Here is a 20211-nt window from a genome sequence, read left to right on the forward strand (position 1 = left end):
AGGCACGGATGGGACTCGACCATGGCCACGACCCGCACGAGGCACGGCCGCACCGTGCGCTCCGGCTCGGCATCGGCGGGCCGGTCGGCAGCGGCAAGACCGCACTGACCGCGGCGCTGTGCCGGCTGCTGCGCGGCGAGCTCGCCCTGGCCGTGGTCACCAACGACATCTACACGACCGAGGACGCCGACTTCCTGCGCCGTAACGCGGTGCTCGACGACGACCGGATCATGGCGGTACGCACCGGCTGCTGCCCGCACACGGCGATCCGCGACGACATCTCCGCCAACCTCGACGCCGTCGAGTCGCTGGAGGAGCGCCACGGGCCGCTCGACCTGGTCATCGTCGAGAGCGGCGGGGACAACCTGACCGCGACGTTCAGCCGTGGGCTGGCCGACCGGCAGATCTTCGTGCTGGACGTCTCGGGCGGCGACAAGGTGCCGCGCAAGGGCGGACCGGGGGTGACGACAGCCGACCTGCTCGTGGTGAACAAGACCGACCTCGCGCCGCTGGTCGGCGCCGACCTCGGCGTGATGGCCCGCGACGCCGGACGCGTGCGGAACGGCCTGCCGATCGCGTTCACGTCGCTGCGGGAGCGGCCGGACGTCCCCGAGGTGGCGGACTGGGTGCGCGAGGTCGTCGGGGCACGGGCCCCGGCGTGAGCACCGGCTTCACGTCGCGCGCTGCCGTGGTGGCCGAGCGCGGTCCCGGCGGGCGGACACGCCTCTCACGACTCCGGTCGGACGGCCCGCTCGCGCTGCGCGAGTCGGGCGGCGCGGTGTACCTGGTCGGGGCGGGCGCGGGACCGCTCGGCGGTGACGACCTGGAGCTGACCGTCGACGTGGGCGCGGGCGCGTGCCTCGACATCCGCTCGGCCGCCGCGTCCCTGGTGCTGCCGGGCCGCCGGGCGGCGGTGTCACGGCTGACCGTACGCGCCCGCGTCGGCTCCGGGGCCCGGCTCGTGTTCGCTCCCGAGCCGGCGATCGCCGCCGCGGGCTGTGACCATCGCGCGTTCGCCGACGTCGGCCTCGAGGAGGGCGCGGAGCTGGTCTGGCAGGAGGAGATCGTGCTCGGCCGCCACGGCGAACGGCCGGGCCGGTACGTCAGCCGTTTCGACGTCACGGCCTCCGGCGTCCCGCTGCTCCGCCACGAGCTGCGCGTCGACGATGACGCGACGAGCGCCGCCGTTCTCGGCGACGCCAAGGCCGTCGGCACCGTGCTGCTGGCCGGGAAGAACCTCACGCCCGAGCCGTACGCCGCCGAGGGGCTCGCCGTGCTGCCCCTCGCCGGCCCGGGAGTGCTGGTGACGGCTCTCGCCGCCGACACCGTACGGCTGCGCAACCTTCTTGAACGGGGCCGCTCGGCCGCGACGGGACGTCCGGCCGTACGGACCTGACGCGGGCGGTGGCGCTATCCCGGCCGGCGCACGGTCTCCGCCGGCCGGCTTCGCCGCGCTCGGGTCACAGGCCGCGCTCTTTCGCGATCGTCTCGACCGACGCCTTGGCCTCCGCCAGGCCGGCGCCGGTCTCCTCCCGGTAGGTCTTGATCGCCTTGATCTTGTTGCCCTGTTCGAGCTCCGCCACCACGCCGGGAAGGTCCGACGTGGGTTCTTCGATCTCCAGCCGCTTCATGATCAGACCGAGCTGCCGTTCGATCCGTGCCAGGCGTCTGTCCAGTGACGGGGTCCGCGCCGACATGAACGATGACGTCAGCGCGGCGCCGGCGATTATGGCGAAACCGAGCAGTGACAACCAAGAGGTCATGCGAGCGAGTAAAGCAGCGATCGGCCCGCCATGACCGCCGCACTCGAGATCCGATTCCGGGCGTATCCGGCACCTGGGAGGATGACCGTTCATGACCACCACCGCCCTGCTCGTGATGGACCTCCAAAAAGGCATCGTCGGCCGCGTCCAGGACCCCGGCTACGTGCCGCGCCTGGTCCGCGCGGTCGAGGGCGCGAGGGAGGCGGGTGTTCCCGTCCTCCACGTCGTCGTCGGCTTCCGCCCCGGCCACCCGGAGGCGAGCGACCGCAACAAGACCTTCGGCGCCCTGCCGCCGGACGCCTTCACCGAGGACGATCCCGGTGCCGCCATCCACGACGACGTCGCGCCCCGGCCGGGCGAACTCGTGATCACCAAGCGGCGGATCAGCGCGTTCGCGGGCAGCGACCTGGAGCTGGTCCTGCGGTCCGGCGGGTTCGACCACCTCGTCCTGACCGGCGTCGCCACGAGCGGCGTCGTCCTGTCCACCCTGCGCCAGGCCGCGGACCTGGACTACCGGCTGACCGTCCTGGCCGACGGCTGCTACGACCCCGACGCGGAGGTCCACCGGGTCCTCACCGAGAAGGTGTTCCCCCGGCAGGCCGGCGTCACCACCATCGACGACTGGACGAAGTCCCTCGCCTGACGCGCGGGGACGACGCCGGCCTTCGACGGCCAAGACCGCGCGGCCGGGCGCCCCCATCCGGTGAAGTGGGGGGCCACGGCCGCGCGGCCGGTCTCGAGGCCGGTCAGCCGGCCCGCGCGGCCACCTCGGTACCCGCGTACAGGAAGCCGTCCGAGCGCTGCACCGCGCGCAGCGCGGCCGCCATCTCGGTCAGCCGGTCGCGGTACTCCTGGGTACGGGTGGCCGGCAGCGTCCGCAGGACCTTGGCGAACGCCGCTGCGGCCCAGCCGTTGCCGCGGGACCAGCAGACGTTCATCAGGGCACCATCCAGCCGAGGACGGGAGTGGACTGGAGCCAGACGAGCAGGCACATCAGGACCAGCAGCAGCGCGCTCCAGCCGAACACGCGGCGGAACAGCGTGCCCTCGGCTCCGACGATGCCGACCGCGGCCGTACCGACCGCGAGGTTCTGCGGGGAGATCATCTTGGCCATGACGCCACCGGAGGTGTTCGCCGCTCCGAAGAGCGTCGGCGAGACGTTCAGCTGGTGCGCCGCGGTGACCTGGAGGTTGCCGAACAGCGCGTTCGACCCGGCGTCGGTCCCGGTGATCGTGACGCCGAACCAGCCGACGACCGGTGACAGGAACGCGAAGAACGCGCCCGCCTTGGCGAGCCACACGCCGAGGCTGGAGATCTGGCCGGACAGGTTCATGACGTAGGACAGCGCGAAGACACAGAGGATGGTGAAGATCGCCCAGCCGAACTGGCGGATCGTCTTCCCGTACGTCCTCAGCCCCGCGAGCGGCCCGATCCGCAGGACGACGAGGGTGAGCAGGCCGGAGACGAACAGCAGCGTGCCGGTCGCGCCGAGGTAGTTGAGCACGTACGCGGTGTTGGCGGGCTTGCCCTTGGGACCCAGCACGTGCAGGCCGGGCCAGGCGAAGGTCCACACGCCGTGCGTGGTGAGCCAGGTCTTCACCGACGTGATCTGGGCGATGGAGAACAGCACCACGATGATGATGTACGGCGCGAACGCCTTGAGCCTGTCGCCGCCGGAGTCCGCACGGCCGGCGCGCCGCTCGAAGGCCGCGTCGGGCACGTCTTCGGAGCCGCCCGCGATGACCGGCGTCGCGACGGTGGCCTCCCCCGGGCTCCACACCCGGTTGAGCAGGATGATCGCGCCGGCGGAGACGAGCGCGGCGAAGATGTCGCACAGCTTGTAGGACCAGTAGTTGGAGAAGACGAACTGGCAGATGCCGAACGTCAGCCCGGCGGTCAGCGCGGCCGGCCACGCCTGACGCAGCCCCCTGCGGCCATCGGCGACGCCGATGAGGATGAACGGCACGAACACCGCGAGGATCGCGGTCTGCCGCCCGGCCATCGCCCCGAAGTCGTCCGGGCTCAGCCCGGTCGTGGTGCCGAGGATGGTGATCGGGTTGCCGAGCCCGCCGAACGCGACCGGCGCGGTGTCGGCGATCAGCGCGAGCGCGGCCGCCTTGAGCGGGTCGAAGCCGATCGCGATGAGCATCACCGCGCAGATGGCGACGGGTGAGCCGCCGCCGGCCAGTGCCTCCAGCAACGCTCCGAACGAGAACGCGATGACGATCGCCTGGATCCGCCGGTCGTCGCTGATCGACGCGAACGCCCGCCGCAGCACCGCGAAGTGCCCGGACCTGACCGTCAGGTTGTAGATCCAGATGGCGTTGAAGGTGATCCACAGGATGTTCAGGACGCTCAGCGCCGCGCCGAAGACACCCGCGTCCAGTGCCTGGCCGACCGGCATAGAGAACGTGAACACCGCGATCACGAGGGAGACGCCCAGGGCGACGAGGCTCGCCCAGTGCGCCTTCCAGCGGAACGCGCCGAGGAGGACGAGCAGTGCGATCAGTGGCAGCAGGGCCAGGAGCGCGCTGAGGGTCGGCGAGCCGGTCGGGTCGAGGTCTTGGCGGAACAAGGTGCACCTCCCAGGGGCGGTGGGCCGTGCGTTGCGAACTGCGTTCCACAAGGCAAGGCGTTCCATAAGACAGAACGCTATTCTGTAGAGTGGGTTTATAGTGCCACCCAGAAACCGCCAAGGGAAGAGGTCCGAAGTATGGAGATCCGGCACGCCACGCATCCGAGCCAGGTGAGTGGATTCGGCACCGCCGACCTGCGCGGCCACTACTTGGTCGAGGACCTGTTCCCGGCCGAACGGCCGCGCCTGGTGTACTCCCACCAGGACCGCACGGTCGTCGGAGGTGTCGCGCCGTCGTCTCCCGTCCGGCTGGAGTCCCCCGACCCGCTGCGCAGCGCGTACTTCTGCGAACGGCGTGAGCTGGGCGTGGTGAACGTCGGTTCCCCCGCGCCGGTGACCGTCGACGGCACGGCGTACGACCTCGCACACGGCGACTGTCTGTATGTGGGGCGGGGCGCCGAGGACGTCGTGTTCGGTCCCGGCGGGGCCTTCTACCTGATCTCGGCGCCGGCCCACGCGACGTACCCGACGACGCTGTCGCGGCTGGCCGACGTCACCGGCAACCGGCTCGGCGGCGCCGAGGGCTCCAACGACCGTACGATCTACAAGCACATCCACGCGGACGGCGTGCTCAGCTGCCAGCTCGTCCTCGGCGTGACGGTGCTGGAGCCGGGCTCGATGTGGAACACGATGCCCTGCCACACACACGACCGGCGTACCGAGGTCTACCTGTACTTCGACCTGCCCGAGGACCATCGCGTCGTGCATCTGATGGGCCGCCCGGACGAGACCCGCAACCTCATCGTGTCGGACCGCCAGGCCGTGATCTCACCGAGCTGGTCGGTGCACTGCGGCTTCGGCACCGCCAGCTACGCGTTCGTCTGGGCCATGGCCGGGGAGAACCAGGCCTTCGACGACATGGACCACGTCGCCATACCCTCTCTTCGGTGAAGAGCACACCGGGGAACGGGAACGCGACAGAGAAGGTGCTCGCGGTCCTGCAGGCGCTGGCCGACAACGAACGCATCGCGGACATCTCAGGTGTGACCGGACTGCCCAAGTCCACCGTCCACCGCATTCTGCAGTCGCTGGTCGAGCACCGCTTCGCCCTGAACGCCGGGGACGGCCGCTACATCGGCGGCCCGCGCATCCTGACACTCGCGGGCCGGCTGCTGGGCCGCTTCGACCCGGCCCAGCACGCCGACGGGACACTGCGGCGGCTGCGGGAGGACACCGGCTACACGGTCCATCTCGGCCTGCTGGCCGGGGATGACGTGGTCTACGCCGCGAAGGTGGAGGGCAAGAAGCCGTACCGCATGCCCTCGCGAATCGGGATGGGCGTACGCCTGCACACGACCGCGATCGGCAAGGCCATCCTCGCGACGATGACCGACGAGGCGGTGAGCGCGATCATGGGCCGTACCGGGATGGAGGCACGTACGCCGGGCACCATCACGTCCGTGCCGGCGCTGCTGGAGCACCTGGCCTCGATACGTACGCGCGGATACTCGCTGGACGAGGAGGAGAACGAACCCGGCATCCGGTGCGTCAGCGCGGCGGTCTATGACCACACGGGCCGCGCCACGGGCGCGGTGAGCATCTCGACGCTCGCCCTCGAACCCTGGGACCGCCCGCTGGCCGACCTCGCCGCCCGGGTACGCGCCTCGGCACGGGAGATCTCCGAGTCGCTGGGCCACCTCCCCGCCCGGCCGCCGGTATCCGGCTAGCCCCGGCCGCCATCCGCGAATTCGACGGGCGCGACGCGGCCCTGCATTGCCGTGTGCGGCGTTGGAGGAGACTGGCGCCATGGGCGACGAACACCGCTATCTCACCGAGACACTCCGTGGCCAGTTGATGCGGCTGGAGCGGGTGCTGTCCGCCGATGTCCATCTGGCGGAGGACTTCGAGGACACGCATCTCCCCGCCTGGCTGCGCCGTACCGAGGGCGAGCAGCGAGTGCCGGTCTCGGTGGCCGTACTGGCCGCGATCGTGCTGCAGATCATGCTGCCCGGCAGGTTCGCCCTCCGGCCCCACCTGCTGCTGCCGGCGCTGGAGGGGGCCCTGCTGGTCGGGCTGGCCATGGCGAACCCGGTACGGATCAACCGGGAGTCCACGGTGCTGCGGGCCACCAGCCTGAGCCTGCTGGCGGTGATCAGCCTGGGAAACGCGGTCTCGGCCGTACTTCTCGTACGGAACCTGGTCGACGGCAACGGCGGGAACAGCGCGGGAGCGCTGCTGGGCACCGGAGTGGCGATCTGGGGCACGAATGTCATCGCCTTCGCCCTGTGGTACTGGGAGCTGGATCGCGGCGGCCCGGCCGCTCGCGCCAAGGGCGGCAACCCCTACCCGGACTTCCTGTTCACGCAGATGACCGCGCCCGAGCTCTCTCCACCGAACTGGGAGCCGGCCTTCCTGGACTATCTGTACCTGTCATTCACCAATGCGACCGCGTTCAGCCCCACCGACGTGATGCCGCTGAGCCGCTGGGCCAAGATGATGATGCTCTTTCAGTCGGCGGTCTCCATCGTGGCCGTCGCCCTCGTCATCTCCCGCGCGGTCAACATCTTCAAATGACCCCGGCCGCCGGCACGTCATACTGGTTCGCGGTCCCATTCCCCTCCCTCAGTGGCAGGAAGAGCACATGGTCAGCGAAAACACCGCCAAGCTCGCGGTGCTCATCGACGCGGACAACGCACAGCCTGCGATCACCGAGGGGCTGCTGGCCGAGGTCGCCAAGTACGGCACCGCCCACGTCAAGCGTGCGTATGGCGACTGGACCGGCACCAGCCTGAGAGGCTGGAAGGACCAGTTGCTCGCCCAGTCGATCCAGCCGATCCAGCAGTTCGCCTACACCAGCGGAAAGAACGCGACCGACGCGGCGATGGTCATCGACGCGATGGACCTGCTGTACTCCGAGCGCTTCGACGGATTCTGCATCGTCTCCAGCGACAGCGACTTCACCCGCCTGGCCGCGCGAATCCGCGAATCCGGCCTCACCGTGTACGGGTTCGGCGAACGCAAGACCCCCAAGCCGTTCGTCGCGGCGTGCGACAAGTTCATCTACATCGAGAACCTCACCTACGCCCAGAGCGCGGCGGCACCCCCCGGCGAGGTGCCGAACCCGACGCCACGCGCCTCCGGCGCGAAGCTCAAGGGCGACACCGCGCTGGTGAGCCAGCTGCGCAACGCCGTGGAGGCCGCCTCCGACGACGACGGCTGGGCCGCCCTCGCGAACGTCGGCCACATCATCACCAAGCAGCGCCCGGACTTCGACTCCCGCAACTACGGCTACACCAAGCTCAGCGACCTCATGGCCGCGACGACGCTGTTCGAGCTGGACCGGCGCAGCCCTGGCGACGGAAAGGCGGGGGTCATCTACGCCCGCGACAAGCGCCAGGACAAAAAGCCCAAGGCGGCCTCGGTCTCTTGACCCGAGGCCGCTTGCCTCCGCCCGTCAGTCGCGCATCAGGCCGAGGCGAGATCTAGATGAGCGAGGAGAGGGGTACGCCCGGGTCGGCGAGGCGGTCCCTGTCCACCGGCTTGCCGGAGCGGATCAGCGCCTGGATGTCGTCCGTGACGTCCCAGACATTGACGTTCATCCCGCCGACGACCCGTCCGCCGGAGAGCCAGAAGGCGATGAACTCCAGGTCGTCGGATTCACCGGAGACGTACGCCGAAGGATCCTTGCCGCGGTAGACCACGTCGTCGTAGTCGCCGGCCCAGTCGCCCGAGGCCTCCATGCCGAGCTCGAACTGGTCGGTGTAGAAGTAGGGCACCCGGTCGTAGACGACGTCGCGGCCGAGCATGGAGCGGGCCGCGTCTGGGCCGCCGTTCAGGGCGTTCGCCCAGTGTTCGACGCGGATCCGGCGGCCCAGCAGGGGGTTCTGGATGTTCGCGACGTCGCCGGCGGCGAAGATCTCCGGGTCGGACGTGCACAGCGCCTGGTCAACGAGCACGCCGTTGTCGACCCCCAGTCCCGCCTCCTCGGCGAGCCGGGTGTTGGGCACCGCGCCGATGCCGACGATGACGAGGTCGGCGGGCAGGGACGCGCCGGACGAGGTGACCACGGCCGTCGCGGAGATCTCGGCGACGCCGTCGCCGAGTGTGAAGTCCACGCCCTGCCGCCGGTGCACGCTCGCGAACACCTCGCCGAGCTCGGGGCCGAGTACGCGGTGCAGCGGCGTGGGCTCCGGTTCGACGACGTGCACGTCATTGCCGTACCCGCGCGCCGCGGCGGCCGTCTCGAGCCCGATCCAGCCGGCGCCCACCACGACGACCCTCCGGTCGCCGGCGACGAGTGCGGACCGCAGCCGTTCGGAGTCGTCCGCCGTACGGATGTGGTGCACGTGGTCCTGCTCCGCGCCCGGAACGTCGAGGCGGCGCGCCGAGGCACCGGTCGTGAGGAGGAGGCGCGCGTAGCCGACCCGCTCGCCGTCGGCGAGATGGACCTCGCGCCTGGCCCGGTCGATCCGCGTCACCGCGGTGCCGAGCCGCAGCTCGACGTCGTTGTCGGCGTACCAGGACTCCTCGTGCACGTACGCCTTGTCGAGGGGATCCTTGCCGGTGAGGAACTCCTTGGTCAGGGGCGGCCGTTCGTACGGCCGGCGCGCCTCGTCGCCGATCAGCACGACGCGCCCGGCGAACCCCTCCTCACGCAGCTTCTGGGCCGCCTTCGCCCCCGCCAGGCTCGCGCCGACGATGACGAAAGTCTCCTCAGGAATCTCCTCGGGCATGGGCACCTCCACGTCGGGTCCCACCAGTATGTCCGGCGCCGCGAGGCTCAACCCGATGATCCCGCCCGAAGCTCAGGCGAGTTCGGCGTGCCAGGCCAGGGCGGCGGTGTCCGTGAGCGACGCCAGCTGGTCGACGATCACGCGCAACCGGGCCGCGTCGTCGGTGGCATCCAGGTAGAAGGCGCGGAAGACCGGGGTGAGCAGGTCCGGTGCGCTCGCCATGAGGGCGGCGGCGAGTTCGGACACGACCTCCCGCTCCCGCGCCTGTGCCGTCTTGCGGCCCTCGCGCCGCATGACATAGCGCGCGGCGATGCCCTTGAGCAGCGCGCATTCGAGCCGCTGGGCGCGCGGCACGACGAGGTCGGCGGCGTACCTGCTGAGGGGCGCCGCGCCGTACACCGCGTGCGTGGCCTCCTCGGCGGCGCGGCAGAAGCGGCCGATCAGTTCGCTGGTGAGGTTTTTCAGCGCGGCCAGCGTCCGTAGCGTCCCGTCATAGCGCCTCGGCCAGTACGGCTCCGCCAGCAGCGCGCCGAACCGCTCCTCCAGCTCGGCGGCCGGTGCGTCGCAGTAGAGCGAGGCGGTGACCGCGCACACGTCGCGGCGCTCGGCGGGGTCGGCCAGCGCGTCGAGGCGGATGTGCCCGGCGTGCAGCCCGTCCTCGAGGTCGTGCACGGAGTACGCGACGTCGTCGGACCAGTCCATGACCTGCGCCTCGAAGCAGAGCCGCTCGCCGGGCGCTCCGTCGCGTACCCACGCGAAGACCGGCCGGTCATCGGAGTAGACGCCGAACTTGGGCCCGCCGCTCCCCCTCGGCCAGGGGTACTTCATGGCGGCGTCGAGGACGGCACGGGTCAGGTTGAGGCCGGCGCTGTGGCCGTCGGCCGCGAACGACTTGGCCTCCAGCCGGGTCAGCAGCCGCAGGCTCTGCGCGTTGCCCTCGAACCCGCCGCACTCCGCCGCGACCTCGTCCAGCGCCGCCTCTCCGTTGTGCCCGAACGGCGGGTGCCCGAGGTCGTGCGACAGGCAGGCGACCTCGACGAGGTCCGGGTCGCAGCCGAACGCCTTGCCCAGCTCCCGTCCGATCTGCGCGCATTCGAGCGAGTGCGTGAGCCGGGTACGTGGGCTGTGCTGGCCGAGTCGGTCGTAGTGGTCGCCCGCGGCGAGATCGACCACCTGGGTCTTGGCGGCGAGGCGGCGCAGCGCCGAACTGTGCAGCACGCGGGCGCGGTCGCGTTCGAACGGGGTGCGCTCGCGCCGCTTCGGCGGCTCGGCGACCCAGCGCTCGGTGTCTCGGTCGGCGTATTCGGTCATCGGATTCTGAGCGTACGTCCTGCCGATGACACCCGCGCCGCGACATACGCGCCGAACAAAGGGAACCCGATACGCCCGTCTGATGATCTAAGGTCCTGCTATCTCCGTCCGAGCTACCCGAGGCCGTTCATGATCACGACTTTCCGCGCGGCGGTGGCCGTCGTCCTCCTCGCGGGCTTCTACGTCCTCGTCGCCGCGTTCACGGCGGGCGTCGCCGTGTTCGACTACTACGCGGTCCGGTACGGCCACGCGGGCGGGTTCAAGGTGGCCGCGTTCGCCACCCTGGGCGTGTTCGCGATGCTGCGCGGCGTGTTCGTCGTCGGCCGCCGTAAGGACGGCGACCAGCCCGGCGTCCCGGTGACCCCGAGGGACGAACCCGAACTGTGGCGTACGGTCACCGAGCTGGCCGCGCGCGTCCAGACGCGCGTACCGGACGAGATCCGGCTCGTGCCCGAGGTCAACGCCGCGGTCAGCGAGGACACCCGGCTGCTCGGGCTGATCCCCGGCAAGCGTCACATGTACGTCGGCATCCCGCTGATGCTGACCCTCAGCGCCGACGAGCTGCGCGCGGTCCTGTGCCACGAGCTCGGGCACTACAGCGGTGCGCACACGCGCCTCGGCGGCATCACGTACCGCGGGCGTACGGCGCTGATCCGCACGATCGACCGGCTGCGCCAGCACGCCGTCATCCGTGCCGTGTTCCTGCTCTACGCCAAGCTCTACCTGCGGGTCTCCCAGGCGGTCTCCCGCCGGCAGGAGCTGGAGGCGGACGCCGCCGCCGTCACGATCGCCGGCCGTCGTCCCATGGGCGACGCCCTGCGCAAGGTACGCGCGAGCGCGGCGGCGTGGGACTTCTACCTGAACACCCACATGCAGATGATCGGCCCCGCCAAGGCACGCCCGGCCGACCTGTTCGCGGGCTTCTACACGCTCTTCCACGAGCCGAGCATGGGGAGCGAGCTGGCCAAGGTGGTCAACTCCCCCGAGGAGCGCTCGCCGTACGACTCGCACCCGAGCCTGGCCGAGCGGCTCGCCGCCATCGAGCGGCTGCCCGAGCCGTCCGTACGCCCGGATCCCCGGCCGGCGCTCGCGCTGCTCGCCGACCCGCAGCGCGCCGCGCTGCACACGCAGGCGTCGATGCTCACCGCGGAGGCCCTGCGGCTGCCGACCCTGGACTGGCCGCAGATCGTCGAACGCGGCCTATGGTCCGCCTCCAACTCCGAGGCGATGAAGGACGTGTTCAACGCGGCCGGGCATCTGGCGGACACCGGGCGGCCCACGGTCGACACGATCCTGCGGGTGCTGGCGGGCGGCGGCGCGGGCGACCTCGGCGCCCGCCTGCGCATGATGAACTGGCGCGGCGACGACACGCCCGAACTGGTGGCCCGCGTGGTCGCCCGCGCGTTCGAGGGCCTGATCATCCAGGCCGGCCGCGCCCGGTACGTCTTCTCCTGGTCCGAACTCGCCAAGCTCCGCGACCGCGACGGCGCCGAGGTGGACCTGGCTCCCCTCGTACGGAGCGCGGTCGATGACCCGCGGCAGGTGAACGCCCTGCACGACGGGCTGATGCGCTGGGGGATCACTCCGGCCTCGGTTCCCGGCGCGGCACCACTCCCCGGCTGAACCGTCCCGGGCGTGCGGCAGCGGATTCGAGTCGGTGAGTCACGCCCGGTGGCCGTTTCGCAATTCGTGGGACCTGTTCCGCGAATTCCCGATCCAGCGGCTTTACGCCATGGTTTGATACCGCCGGGAATGCATTTCCTGTCATTACGAGATAAATCACACGGGGAGCTTTTGTCATGAGACGTGGGGTGGCGATCGCCTGCGCACTGGTGCTCGCGCTGGCGGGCTGCAAAACCGAGGTGCCGGGCGGGCACAGCGCCGCCACACCGAATGGCGGACCCCCGCCGGGCGGCTGGCCACAACCGGTGAACGGCCAGCTGACCACCCAGATGTGCGGGCTGCTGACGGACGCCGACTACGCGAAGTACGGCCATGAGCGGCTCCCGATGGTCTCGGAGAAGCGCGTCGACAACGAGCCCAACGCCGTCGATTGCCTGTACACGGTCAATGACGAGCTGGCACTGAACCTTCAGCCGACCGCGGAGGCGGCCAAGCTCACCTACGACGCCGGACTCAGGAACCACAAAAAGCAGCTCGCCGAGGACGGCCGTCCCACGGTCCTGGCCGAGAACGTCGTCCCGGGCAGTGACCAGAGCTGGTTCGACTACTGGACACTCGGCACCGCCGGCTCCAAGTACACCGAGTACCAGATCAGCGTGCGCCGCGGATCTCTGATCGTCGGCGTGACCCTCAGCGGCCTGAAGGGGAAGAAGGAGCAGGACCCCCGCGTGCTGCTGTCCGGCCTCGCCGGCCTGGTCCTGCAGCGCATTCCGGCCGTCGGCAGGGCCGACACGGGCAAGACGCAGAAGGCGAGGTTCTCGGTCGTCGGCCCGGGCCGCGCCAAGCAGATCATCTACAACGACCCCACCACGTCGAAGACCGTCACGCTGAAGAACGTCAAGCTGCCCTGGCACGTGGAGAAGCCGCTGGTCACCCTGGGCAATCCCATGGTGATGTTCACCTTGAACGCGACGAGCGGCTCCCCGATGGCGGCGCTCGGCTGCAGCATCTCCGTGGACGGCCAGACGGTGGTCGTAGAGCAACCGAGAATCGGTGCCTTCGCCAGTTGCATTCAGTCCTACACCCCGCCGAAGTGATCTCTTGGTAGGGGCTTTCTCATGAGACGCGTCGTCTTCGCGTTCCTGGTGGCGCTCGCGCTGGCGGGCTGCGACCCGGTGGGGGGCTGGGCCGGCGGCGAACAGCCGCCCGTCAGCTGGCCGCAGCCCGCGGCCGGGCGGCTCACCAGCGACATGTGCCGGCTGCTCACCAAGGCCGACTACACCAGACTCGGCCACGTACGGCAGCCGAACATGTGGGGCACCGTCGCCGGGAACAACTCTCTGGACTGTCAGTACCGGGCCAACGACGAGCTGACGCTGACCCTCACGCCGACGGCCGAGTACGCCAAGTACGTCTTCGCCACCGGTCTGGAGGAGCACAGGGGCGACCTGGCCCGAGCCCATCTGACCTCCGATCTCGCCGACGACCTGGTGGGGCCCGCCGACGAGAGCTGGTACGACCGGGCGCTCGGCTCGACCGACCCCACGCCGGAACCCCACGAGATCCGGCTACGCCGCGGCGCGCTGATCGTGGGCATCGTGCTCGGCGGAGTGAGGGGCAGGACCGAGAAGGACCCGCGTCAGGTCCTGACCGAGCTGTCCAACCTGGTCCTGCGCCGCCTCCCCCACGTCGGCGCCCAGGACGTGGGCACCGACCACAAGATCGAGTACGAGGTGGTCGGTAGCGGGCGGGCCGCGACTCTCGAGTGGGAGGACTACACCGGCTTCAAACACGGCGGGTTCCTGTCGAAACCACGCCTGCCGTGGGTCCGCACGGTCCAGATGGCCGTCCCCCCGGGCGCGCGGGCACCCGACGCGAGCCTGAGCGTACGAGCGAGCTCCCGGAACGCGAAGGTGGGCTGCCAGGTCACCGTGGACGGCACGCCGGTGGCGGCGGACGGCATGAGGAAGGGCTACGCCCACTGCGAGAGCCCGCTCCCCGACGGGGCGGACTCCTCCGACGGCGGTGGCGACGGGAGCCCCGCCCAACCGGCCTCGACCGGCCCGCACGAGCCCCCACTCGTCGTGGCACGGACCGGTTTCTAGGGCCGTACGGAACACCCACGAGCGACGATCGGCCTCGTGCCCTCCGCGCCCGCAGAAGTGACGCGTGATGGCCGGTCCTCCCCTGCCGCCCCGGTTGGCGATATTCCGTTGGTACCTGGCACCGCGGCCTCTACTAGGGCCGCGAACAGGCGGTTAGCGTCACGTTCCATGATTGTCGTAGCGCCGGTTGTGATCGGTCTCCTGTACGCATCTCTCATGTCCCTGCTTCGGGAGCCCACGAGGCGGCGGCTCAACGCGATCATGGTCGCGGGCGCCGGCGCCGCCTATCTCAGCAGCGGTGGCGGCTTCGGACCCTGGGAGTTCGTCTTCACGGCCGCGATCACGTACTGCGCGTACCGCGGACTCGACTCCTATGTCTGGATCGGCGTCGCCTGGCTCCTGCACGCCGCCTGGGACGTCCTGCACTTTGTGCGTGGCGCCCCGATCATCCCGTTCGCCTCGCACTCGTCGCTCGGCTGCGCGATCTGCGACCCGGTGATCGCCATCTGGTGCCTGCGGGGCGGTCCCTCGCTGCCCGGCCTCGTCAGGTCCTGGTTCCCGTCGCGGCCCGCATCCGCCTCTGGCGCACGGGTCGGGCGCGAGCACGGACGGGCCGAGCAACGCGGGCCCGCATAGCCTCACGAAATGCGCTCCTGGCACACGCCGGAGCCGTCGGCGGCGATCACGTGCGACACCGCCGCCGCCGACGGCGGAGCCGGCGACCACTCAGCCAGGACGCGTCAGTCGCACGTCGTGCCGTTGAGGGATGACACCGTGTTCCTCCTCTTCGCGGGGTGCCTAGGGGCTGACGCAGCTGAGGGTGGGAACCGTCGCCGGGCCGTTCGCCACGAGCCCGAAAGTCGTCGACGCTCCGGCGGCGACCGTACGGTTCCAGTCGGCGTTCCGTACGGCGGCCAGGTCTCCGCTGACGGTCAGGGTGCCGTTCCACACGCTGGCGACCTGCTGGCCGCTCGGCGTCAGCCAGCTCACGGTCCAGCCGTTCATCGCCGCCGTGCCCGGGTTGCGCACGGTCACCTCGGCCTGGAAGCCTCCGGACCACTGGTTCGTGACCGCGAAGGTGGCCTCGCAGGGTGACGTGCCCGGATCGCCGGACTGCCCGATGCCGGTGACCTCACCGTTGCCGCCGTCGAAGACGACGTCGGAGCAGCCGTAGAAGGTCTCGTTGCTGTCCGAGCGCTGCCAGACCGAGTAGATGACGTGCCGGCCGGTCTTGTTCGCGGGCAGGTCGCCGGACCAGTAGTAGTAGCCGTCCACGCTGCCCACCGGTCCGGTGCTCGGCGGGTGGTCGGCGACGAGGAACGGCGTGGTTTCCATCTCGTCCCAGGTCAGGGGCTTGGACGGGTCCCATCCGTCCTTGGTCACGTACAGGGAGAACGACCCGGGGTGCGCGGCCCACTTGTTGTAGCGGAAGTCGAAGTTCGCCCCGCTCGTCAGGTGCGTGACGGGCCAGTCCGCACTCGGCAGGTCGAAGCCGGTGTAGTTCGGGTTGCCACCGGCGCACAACTGCCCGTCCTGGATGAAGCCGCGGGTACGGCCGGCGCCGTCCGAGCGTAGGACCGCGAACCAGTTGTAGAGCGCGTTGGTCCCGCTCTGCGCCACCGCGGCCGAGCAGGCCGGGTTCTTGGGCACGATCTGGCCCGAGTCGGTGAGGCCGTCCTCCCAGCACAGGAAGGTACGGCTGCCCGGCTGCATGAACGCGCCGTGCGCGGCCGCGGGCGGCGCGGTCAGCACGCTCGCGGCGAGGAGGCTCGCGGCCGACATCGCCACACCGGCGAGGGCCCTTGTCCATCGCTTTCTCAAGACTCTTCCTTTCGACGGGCCGTAGGCGCGGACGGGGCGTCCGTGAGGACGCCCCCGTCCCGTTCGCCGCCAGGACGGCGGCGGGTAGGCGTTCTGCATCAGCTGGTGGAACTACGCGGAGAACCGGTGACCGGACAGCGGCGCGCCGGGCAACGCCCCGGCCGGGTGGAGCAGGTGACCGTGCGGCCCGCGACCGCGCGCCGTACCGAGGGTGAGGAACGCGGCCGTCAGGCCGAGCACGACCGCCGCCAGGGCGGCGAGCGCCCGGCCGAGCCGGCGATGGAGGTGGATTTTCATGCGTGGTGCCCTCCTCGGACGCATGAGTGAGCGCTTCCGCTCGGGGCGGGGCTCCCGGTCGCGGTCACCGTCACGGTCGCCACGAACCCGCCGGACCAGGCGTTGTCGACGTGCAGCGCCGCCGTACAGGACCGGCCGCTCGACGGCGGCGGGGTGCCTCCTCCTCCACCGCCACCGCCACCGTCGCCCCCGCCGCCGACCGTGACCGAGAACGCGTTCGTGGCCGGCCCCGCGCCGCCCTGCCAGATCTCGAACCCGGCCTCGGCGTCGATGAAGTACCAGGAGTTCTGGATGTAGCCGCGGGTCACCGCGTCGCGGGTGAACGCGCGCAGGTCAAGTCCGCTCACCGCCGTCGTGCCGGACGTACGGACGTAGGCGATGTAGTTCCAGCTCATCCGGGTGTACCAGACGTCCCAGGTCGCGCCGCCGAGCGGCACACCGGTCGCGACGCGTGATCCGGCCGGCTGCACGCCGCCGCGGCTGTTCAGCCAGATCATCACCTCGGCGCCGTCCGGGTCGGTGATGGTCGAGGGCCTGGTGTCGTACCAGAGGTCGTACGCCACGTCGTACGCTCCGGAGCCCGGCTGCGTGGTGTTCCAGTCGCTCGTCACCGCGGGCATCGCGCCGACCTGCGCCGGCAGCCCGCTGCCGGAGGTGCACTGACCCCAGTGACAGCCCTTGAACAGCGACGGGTACGACGCGGGCGCGCCGTTGGTGGCGTTGGCGTGACCGGCGGAGTCGACGGTGAACGACGTGCCGCTCACGCTGATGCACTGCGGGGTCGTGGCGCCCCACACGTTGTTCTGCGCGATGTACTCGCCGCCGTTCACCACGGTGGTCTGCGTCGCGCCGCACAGCTGGGTGGCCGCGTGGACGGGACGCGTCCCCGTCACGAGCGCGACCAGCAGCAGCACCGCTCCCAAGACGATGAGCGCGACACGGTTTCGGGAGGATTCCATTCGGCACCTCGTGCGGAGTGGGGCCCCGGGGGCACGCAGTGCGCTCCGTCGCGCCCCCGGGACCGGCTTGTCACTGGTCGAAGAGCTGGCCGTACGCCGCCATCGCCATCGCGATGTCCGACTGCGCCCAGAAACGGTGGTAGGTGAAGGTGGGAGCCGCCCCACCGTCCAGGTAGCCCTGGACCTTCGACCAGCTCGGGTCCTGCTTGTACCAGGACCGAATGGAAAGGAACGTCGAGGTCGAGTCGATCTTGTCGCCGTTCGGCATCGTGCCGGTCCAGCCCGGCGGCACGTACACGCCGTCGTGGTTGGCGTTGGCCGTGCTGTAGGGCTGGGTGAAGCGGTTGTAGTCGGTCCTGGTCTCCGGCACCGAGACGCCGATCCCGTCCTGGTCGTTGCTCCACATGCCGTCAAGCAGGGCCTTGGCGGTGCTCCGTGCCGTGGTGTCGCCGGACTTGGCGGCGTAGTAGGACAGGGTCTTGGCGTAGGCCGCGGTCACGCCGACGTCGTTCGTGTAGTCGGCGATCGTGACGTGCAGGCCGGCGTTGGTCCCGGGGCTGCTGGCGTTCCAGGTGTCGGGCTGGCCGCTCCAGTGCAGCGTGGAGGGGATCTGGTAGGACCCGTCCGGGTTCAGGGTGGTGTTGGCGGTCGCCCACTTCACCCACTTGTCCAGCACGGCCTTCGCCGAGGTGTCGCCGGAGACGTAGTAGTACTCCGCGACGCGCTCCATCGACCATGCCTGGAAGCCGAACCACTGGTTGCTCGGCGGGTCGTGGTAGACCGGAGCCGGGTCATAGGCCATGCCGTAGAAGGTCGAGTCCCCGGACGGCGGAGTGCCGTACGCGCCGCCCCAGCTGTTGGTCGCCCCGCCGGCGATCGCGCCTTCGGAGGACTGCAGCCACCGGTAGAACTCCAGCTGCCGCTGCAGGCTCTTCTTCCAGTCGTCGACGCCGGTGGCCGACTTCGGTTGCATGGCGGTGTCGTTGGCGAGCGCGTACGCCGCGAGCGGGTTCTGGTAGCCCGAATGGGACGCGCTGTCGCCGATGCGCCAGGCCCAGCCCGCGCTGGTGTCGGTCGCGCCGCCCCAGGCGTAGTACCAGGAGAGCAGATAGTGCTCGCTGTCCTTGCCGGTGCCCGCCGGGCAGCTCGGGCTCGTGCAGTTGCCGATCTTCTTGAAGTACTTGTCGAAGAACGAATAGCGCAGGTAGTCGCCCATCTTCCCGGCCTTGGCCACGGTCGCGGACACGTCCGAACTCTTGCCCTGGGCCTTCGCCCAGGTGTCGGCCCAGTAGGCGGCCTGGATGGCGCGTGCGTCGGCGTCCGGCGCGTCGGTGTACTTCCACTGCTTGGCGTACGCCGAATCCTTCACGAACAGGTCCAGGTAACCGTTCTTGCCGCCGTAGGCGAACTTGTCGCAGGTCGGCTGCGGGATCGTCTCCCAGACCGACTCCTGCGGTCCGCGCTGGTAGCTGTTGATGAAGGATGGCGCCTTGGTCGACGGCCCGTTCTCACAGCCGCCGCCGGGTGTGTCGCCGTAGCCGTAGACGTTGTCGACGTCCTGGAGCCAGTGCATTCCGTAGACGTCGTCGGTGCCGTACGCCGACTTCAGCTCGGCGGCGATCGGGTCCTGGCCGACGCTCACCCCGGAGTCGAGCTGGGAGGGGTACTGGTCGGGCAGATCGTGCTCGGGCGCGTACGTCGCCGGCTTGCTCGCGTTGTAGAAGGAGTTCGTCGGCTGGTCCGCGTGCGCGGGGATCATGTACTTCTCCATGAGCGCCCACGCGGCGTTGAACTTGCTCCAGTCGCCGGTGACCTTCCCGTACACCGCCTGCATCCAGATCAGGTAGCTGTACGCCTCGGAGGTGGTCTCGTGACCCTGGTCCGGCGCCTCGACCATCAGCGTCTCGACCGAGTGGTACGGGATGCCCTCCTTGCTGAAGTAGCCGCTGGCCGGGTCGGTGATCTTGTTGTAGAGGGCGAGGAAACGGTCCTCGTACGCCCCGTTGGACTTGGTCTCGGTCACCGTGACGGTCGCGGTGTCATAGCCGGTGGCCTTCGCCGTGAACTCGGCCGCACCGGTCCCGGAGGCGTCGGCGCTGACCGTGACGTTCTGCGCGGTGGACCAGTTCGCCGTGGTGAAGGTCAGCGAGCCGCCGCCGGAGACCGAAAGCCCGGTGTTGCCGCTCGCCCGCGCGACCGTGACGGTGACGTTGCCGGACGGCTGGCCGGACAGCTTGACGCCGAACGTCCCGGTATTGCCCTGCTGGACCGCGAGCGCCGCCGGGCTCGCGACGACCGCCGGTCCGCTCGCGACGTGCACGCCGACGGGCGTGGACTCGGCCGTGGCGCCCTGACCGTCGTAGGCCTTGGCGTAGACGGAGTAGTCACCGGCCGGGACGTTCGCCCAGCTCGCGGCGTACGGGGCGCTGGTGTCACTGCCGAGCAGCGTGGTGTCGCTGTAGAACTCGACCTTGCTGATGGCGGCGCCGTCGGCCGCCGACGCGGTGGCGGCGAGCGGGATCGTGGCGCCGCTGGAGTAGGTCGCACCCGCGGCCGGGCTGGTCAGCGCGACGGTCGGCGCCTGGTGGGCACCGGTGCACGTCGTGCCGTTGAGCGTGAACGCGGACGGGGCGGTGTTGGTACCGCTGTAGGTGAAGCCGGCGCCGAGACTGAGGGTGGCGTTGGTGGCGATCGTGCCGTTCCAGCTCAGGTTGGTGACGGTGACGTCCTTGCCGGACTGGGTCCAGCTGCCACTCCAGCCCTGGGTGAGCCGCTGGTTTCCGGCGTAGGAGTACTTCAGCGTCCAGCCGTTGATCGCCGGGCCGAGGTTGGTGAGTGTGAGGTTCGCGTTGAAGCCGGACCCCCAGTCGTCGGCCGAGTAGTCGACCTTGCACTGGACGTCGGCGGCGTTCGCGCCCTGCCCGGCGACGAGCGTGCCGGTGAGGAGCATCAGGGCGACCAGGAGCGGTCGCCAGCGGGGGCGTCTTTTCATGGGGCATCTCTCCTGACGGGGCCGGCCGGGGC

General features: G+C 70.3%; 20 protein-coding genes. 11 read left to right on the plus strand and 9 right to left on the minus strand.

Annotated features, from left to right (window positions below; translation table 11 throughout):
* Positions 1 to 8 precede the first annotated feature (8 nt).
* Both ureG and FB559_RS01810 read left to right on the plus strand, forming a co-directional pair.
* Positions 9 to 662 (plus strand): urease accessory protein UreG, encoded by a 654-nt coding sequence (gene ureG / locus FB559_RS01805; RefSeq protein WP_141952569.1) that lies wholly within the window; start codon positions 9 to 11, stop codon positions 660 to 662.
* The gene (locus FB559_RS01810; RefSeq protein WP_141952571.1) at positions 659 to 1396 is read left to right on the plus strand and encodes an urease accessory protein UreD; all 738 of its coding nucleotides are present in this window, start codon (positions 659 to 661) and stop codon (positions 1394 to 1396) included. The genes ureG and FB559_RS01810 overlap by 4 nt, the downstream gene beginning before the upstream one ends.
* Before the next feature lie 64 nt (positions 1397 to 1460).
* Here FB559_RS01810 and FB559_RS01815 read toward each other — a convergent pair whose 3' ends face one another.
* Positions 1461 to 1763 carry a ribosomal protein L7/L12 gene (locus FB559_RS01815; RefSeq protein WP_185792004.1) on the minus strand — a complete coding sequence of 101 codons (303 nt, stop codon included), beginning with the start codon at positions 1761 to 1763 and terminating at the stop codon, positions 1461 to 1463.
* A 91-nt stretch (positions 1764 to 1854) separates the two neighbouring features.
* Here FB559_RS01815 and FB559_RS01820 point away from each other — a divergent pair, with 91 nt between their 5' ends.
* Entirely contained in the window at positions 1855 to 2406 is a 552-nt protein-coding gene (locus FB559_RS01820; protein WP_141952575.1) for a cysteine hydrolase family protein, read from the plus strand.
* A 103-nt stretch (positions 2407 to 2509) separates the two neighbouring features.
* On the opposite strand, the gene FB559_RS01825 is transcribed toward FB559_RS01820, so the two are convergent.
* Entirely contained in the window at positions 2510 to 2701 is a 192-nt protein-coding gene (locus FB559_RS01825; RefSeq protein WP_141952577.1) for a glycoside hydrolase family 88 protein, read from the minus strand.
* Complete coding sequence (locus FB559_RS01830; RefSeq protein ID WP_221639857.1) at positions 2701 to 4338, minus strand: L-lactate permease; 1638 nt, start codon at positions 4336 to 4338, stop codon at positions 2701 to 2703. Before FB559_RS01830 ends, FB559_RS01825 begins: the two co-directional genes overlap by 1 nt.
* 138 nt (positions 4339 to 4476) lie before the next feature.
* Here FB559_RS01830 and kduI point away from each other — a divergent pair, with 138 nt between their 5' ends.
* The 4 genes from kduI (at position 4477) to FB559_RS01850 (ending at position 7768) form a co-directional block, all read left to right on the plus strand.
* The gene (kduI, locus tag FB559_RS01835) at positions 4477 to 5289 is read left to right on the plus strand and encodes a 5-dehydro-4-deoxy-D-glucuronate isomerase (RefSeq protein WP_141952582.1); all 813 of its coding nucleotides are present in this window, start codon (positions 4477 to 4479) and stop codon (positions 5287 to 5289) included.
* A complete protein-coding gene (locus tag FB559_RS01840) occupies positions 5286 to 6065 on the plus strand; it encodes an IclR family transcriptional regulator (RefSeq protein ID WP_141952584.1) in 780 nt (259 codons plus the stop codon). Before kduI ends, FB559_RS01840 begins: the two co-directional genes overlap by 4 nt.
* Positions 6066 to 6144: 79 nt before the next feature.
* On the plus strand, positions 6145 to 6912 hold the full coding sequence (locus FB559_RS01845) for a DUF1345 domain-containing protein (RefSeq protein WP_141952586.1): 768 nt from the start codon (positions 6145 to 6147) through the stop codon (positions 6910 to 6912).
* Positions 6913 to 6979: 67 nt separating this feature from the next.
* Entirely contained in the window at positions 6980 to 7768 is a 789-nt protein-coding gene (locus tag FB559_RS01850; protein ID WP_141952589.1) for an NYN domain-containing protein, read from the plus strand.
* A 52-nt stretch (positions 7769 to 7820) separates the two neighbouring features.
* Here the strand turns inward: FB559_RS01850 and FB559_RS01855 are convergent, their stop codons facing one another.
* The gene (locus FB559_RS01855) at positions 7821 to 9071 is read right to left on the minus strand and encodes an NAD(P)/FAD-dependent oxidoreductase (RefSeq protein WP_141952591.1); all 1251 of its coding nucleotides are present in this window, start codon (positions 9069 to 9071) and stop codon (positions 7821 to 7823) included.
* Positions 9072 to 9143: 72 nt separating this feature from the next.
* Positions 9144 to 10382, minus strand: coding sequence for a deoxyguanosinetriphosphate triphosphohydrolase (locus FB559_RS01860; RefSeq protein ID WP_141952593.1), 1239 nt, complete (start codon positions 10380 to 10382; stop codon positions 9144 to 9146).
* A gap of 129 nt (positions 10383 to 10511) precedes the next feature.
* Between FB559_RS01860 and FB559_RS01865 the strand changes: the two genes are divergently transcribed.
* The 4 genes from FB559_RS01865 to FB559_RS01880 all read left to right on the plus strand — a co-directional run bounded on the left by FB559_RS01865 (position 10512) and on the right by FB559_RS01880 (position 14746).
* Positions 10512 to 12005 carry a M48 family metallopeptidase gene (locus FB559_RS01865; protein WP_141952595.1) on the plus strand — a complete coding sequence of 498 codons (1494 nt, stop codon included), beginning with the start codon at positions 10512 to 10514 and terminating at the stop codon, positions 12003 to 12005.
* A gap of 176 nt (positions 12006 to 12181) precedes the next feature.
* Positions 12182 to 13102 (plus strand): hypothetical protein, encoded by a 921-nt coding sequence (locus FB559_RS01870; protein WP_141952597.1) that lies wholly within the window; start codon positions 12182 to 12184, stop codon positions 13100 to 13102.
* Between the two features lie 21 nt (positions 13103 to 13123).
* The gene (locus tag FB559_RS01875) at positions 13124 to 14110 is read left to right on the plus strand and encodes a hypothetical protein (protein ID WP_141952600.1); all 987 of its coding nucleotides are present in this window, start codon (positions 13124 to 13126) and stop codon (positions 14108 to 14110) included.
* Positions 14111 to 14326: 216 nt separating this feature from the next.
* Positions 14327 to 14746, plus strand: a complete 420-nt coding sequence (locus FB559_RS01880; RefSeq protein WP_246121299.1) for a DUF6010 family protein — start codon at positions 14327 to 14329, stop codon at positions 14744 to 14746.
* 162 nt (positions 14747 to 14908) lie between these two features.
* On the opposite strand, the gene FB559_RS01885 is transcribed toward FB559_RS01880, so the two are convergent.
* From FB559_RS01885 to FB559_RS01900, 4 genes are all read right to left on the minus strand, one after another.
* A complete protein-coding gene (locus FB559_RS01885; RefSeq protein WP_246121300.1) occupies positions 14909 to 15931 on the minus strand; it encodes a lytic polysaccharide monooxygenase auxiliary activity family 9 protein in 1023 nt (340 codons plus the stop codon).
* Positions 15932 to 16042: 111 nt separating this feature from the next.
* Entirely contained in the window at positions 16043 to 16228 is a 186-nt protein-coding gene (locus FB559_RS01890) for a hypothetical protein (protein ID WP_141952605.1), read from the minus strand.
* Entirely contained in the window at positions 16225 to 17187 is a 963-nt protein-coding gene (locus FB559_RS01895) for a GH12 family glycosyl hydrolase domain-containing protein (RefSeq protein ID WP_141952607.1), read from the minus strand. Before FB559_RS01895 ends, FB559_RS01890 begins: the two co-directional genes overlap by 4 nt.
* A gap of 70 nt (positions 17188 to 17257) precedes the next feature.
* Positions 17258 to 20179 (minus strand): glycoside hydrolase family 48 protein, encoded by a 2922-nt coding sequence (locus FB559_RS01900; RefSeq protein ID WP_141952611.1) that lies wholly within the window; start codon positions 20177 to 20179, stop codon positions 17258 to 17260.
* Positions 20180 to 20211 lie beyond the last annotated feature (32 nt).

The organism is Actinoallomurus bryophytorum (assembly GCF_006716425.1).
GTDB classification, from domain to species: domain Bacteria; phylum Actinomycetota; class Actinomycetes; order Streptosporangiales; family Streptosporangiaceae; genus Actinoallomurus; species Actinoallomurus bryophytorum.

Coding starts and splice junctions, on each gene's coding strand:
- ureG (WP_141952569.1), top strand. CDS start 9: ATGGGACTCGACCATGGCCACGACCCGCACGAGGCACGGCCGCACCGT.
- FB559_RS01815 (WP_185792004.1), bottom strand. CDS start 1,763: ATGACCTCTTGGTTGTCACTGCTCGGTTTCGCCATAATCGCCGGCGCC.
- FB559_RS01820 (WP_141952575.1), top strand. CDS start 1,855: ATGACCACCACCGCCCTGCTCGTGATGGACCTCCAAAAAGGCATCGTC.
- FB559_RS01825 (WP_141952577.1), bottom strand. CDS start 2,701: ATGAACGTCTGCTGGTCCCGCGGCAACGGCTGGGCCGCAGCGGCGTTC.
- kduI (WP_141952582.1), top strand. CDS start 4,477: ATGGAGATCCGGCACGCCACGCATCCGAGCCAGGTGAGTGGATTCGGC.
- FB559_RS01845 (WP_141952586.1), top strand. CDS start 6,145: ATGGGCGACGAACACCGCTATCTCACCGAGACACTCCGTGGCCAGTTG.
- FB559_RS01850 (WP_141952589.1), top strand. CDS start 6,980: ATGGTCAGCGAAAACACCGCCAAGCTCGCGGTGCTCATCGACGCGGAC.
- FB559_RS01855 (WP_141952591.1), bottom strand. CDS start 9,071: ATGCCCGAGGAGATTCCTGAGGAGACTTTCGTCATCGTCGGCGCGAGC.
- FB559_RS01860 (WP_141952593.1), bottom strand. CDS start 10,382: ATGACCGAATACGCCGACCGAGACACCGAGCGCTGGGTCGCCGAGCCG.
- FB559_RS01865 (WP_141952595.1), top strand. CDS start 10,512: ATGATCACGACTTTCCGCGCGGCGGTGGCCGTCGTCCTCCTCGCGGGC.
- FB559_RS01870 (WP_141952597.1), top strand. CDS start 12,182: ATGAGACGTGGGGTGGCGATCGCCTGCGCACTGGTGCTCGCGCTGGCG.
- FB559_RS01875 (WP_141952600.1), top strand. CDS start 13,124: ATGAGACGCGTCGTCTTCGCGTTCCTGGTGGCGCTCGCGCTGGCGGGC.
- FB559_RS01880 (WP_246121299.1), top strand. CDS start 14,327: ATGTCCCTGCTTCGGGAGCCCACGAGGCGGCGGCTCAACGCGATCATG.
- FB559_RS01890 (WP_141952605.1), bottom strand. CDS start 16,228: ATGAAAATCCACCTCCATCGCCGGCTCGGCCGGGCGCTCGCCGCCCTG.
- FB559_RS01895 (WP_141952607.1), bottom strand. CDS start 17,187: ATGGAATCCTCCCGAAACCGTGTCGCGCTCATCGTCTTGGGAGCGGTG.
- FB559_RS01900 (WP_141952611.1), bottom strand. CDS start 20,179: ATGAAAAGACGCCCCCGCTGGCGACCGCTCCTGGTCGCCCTGATGCTC.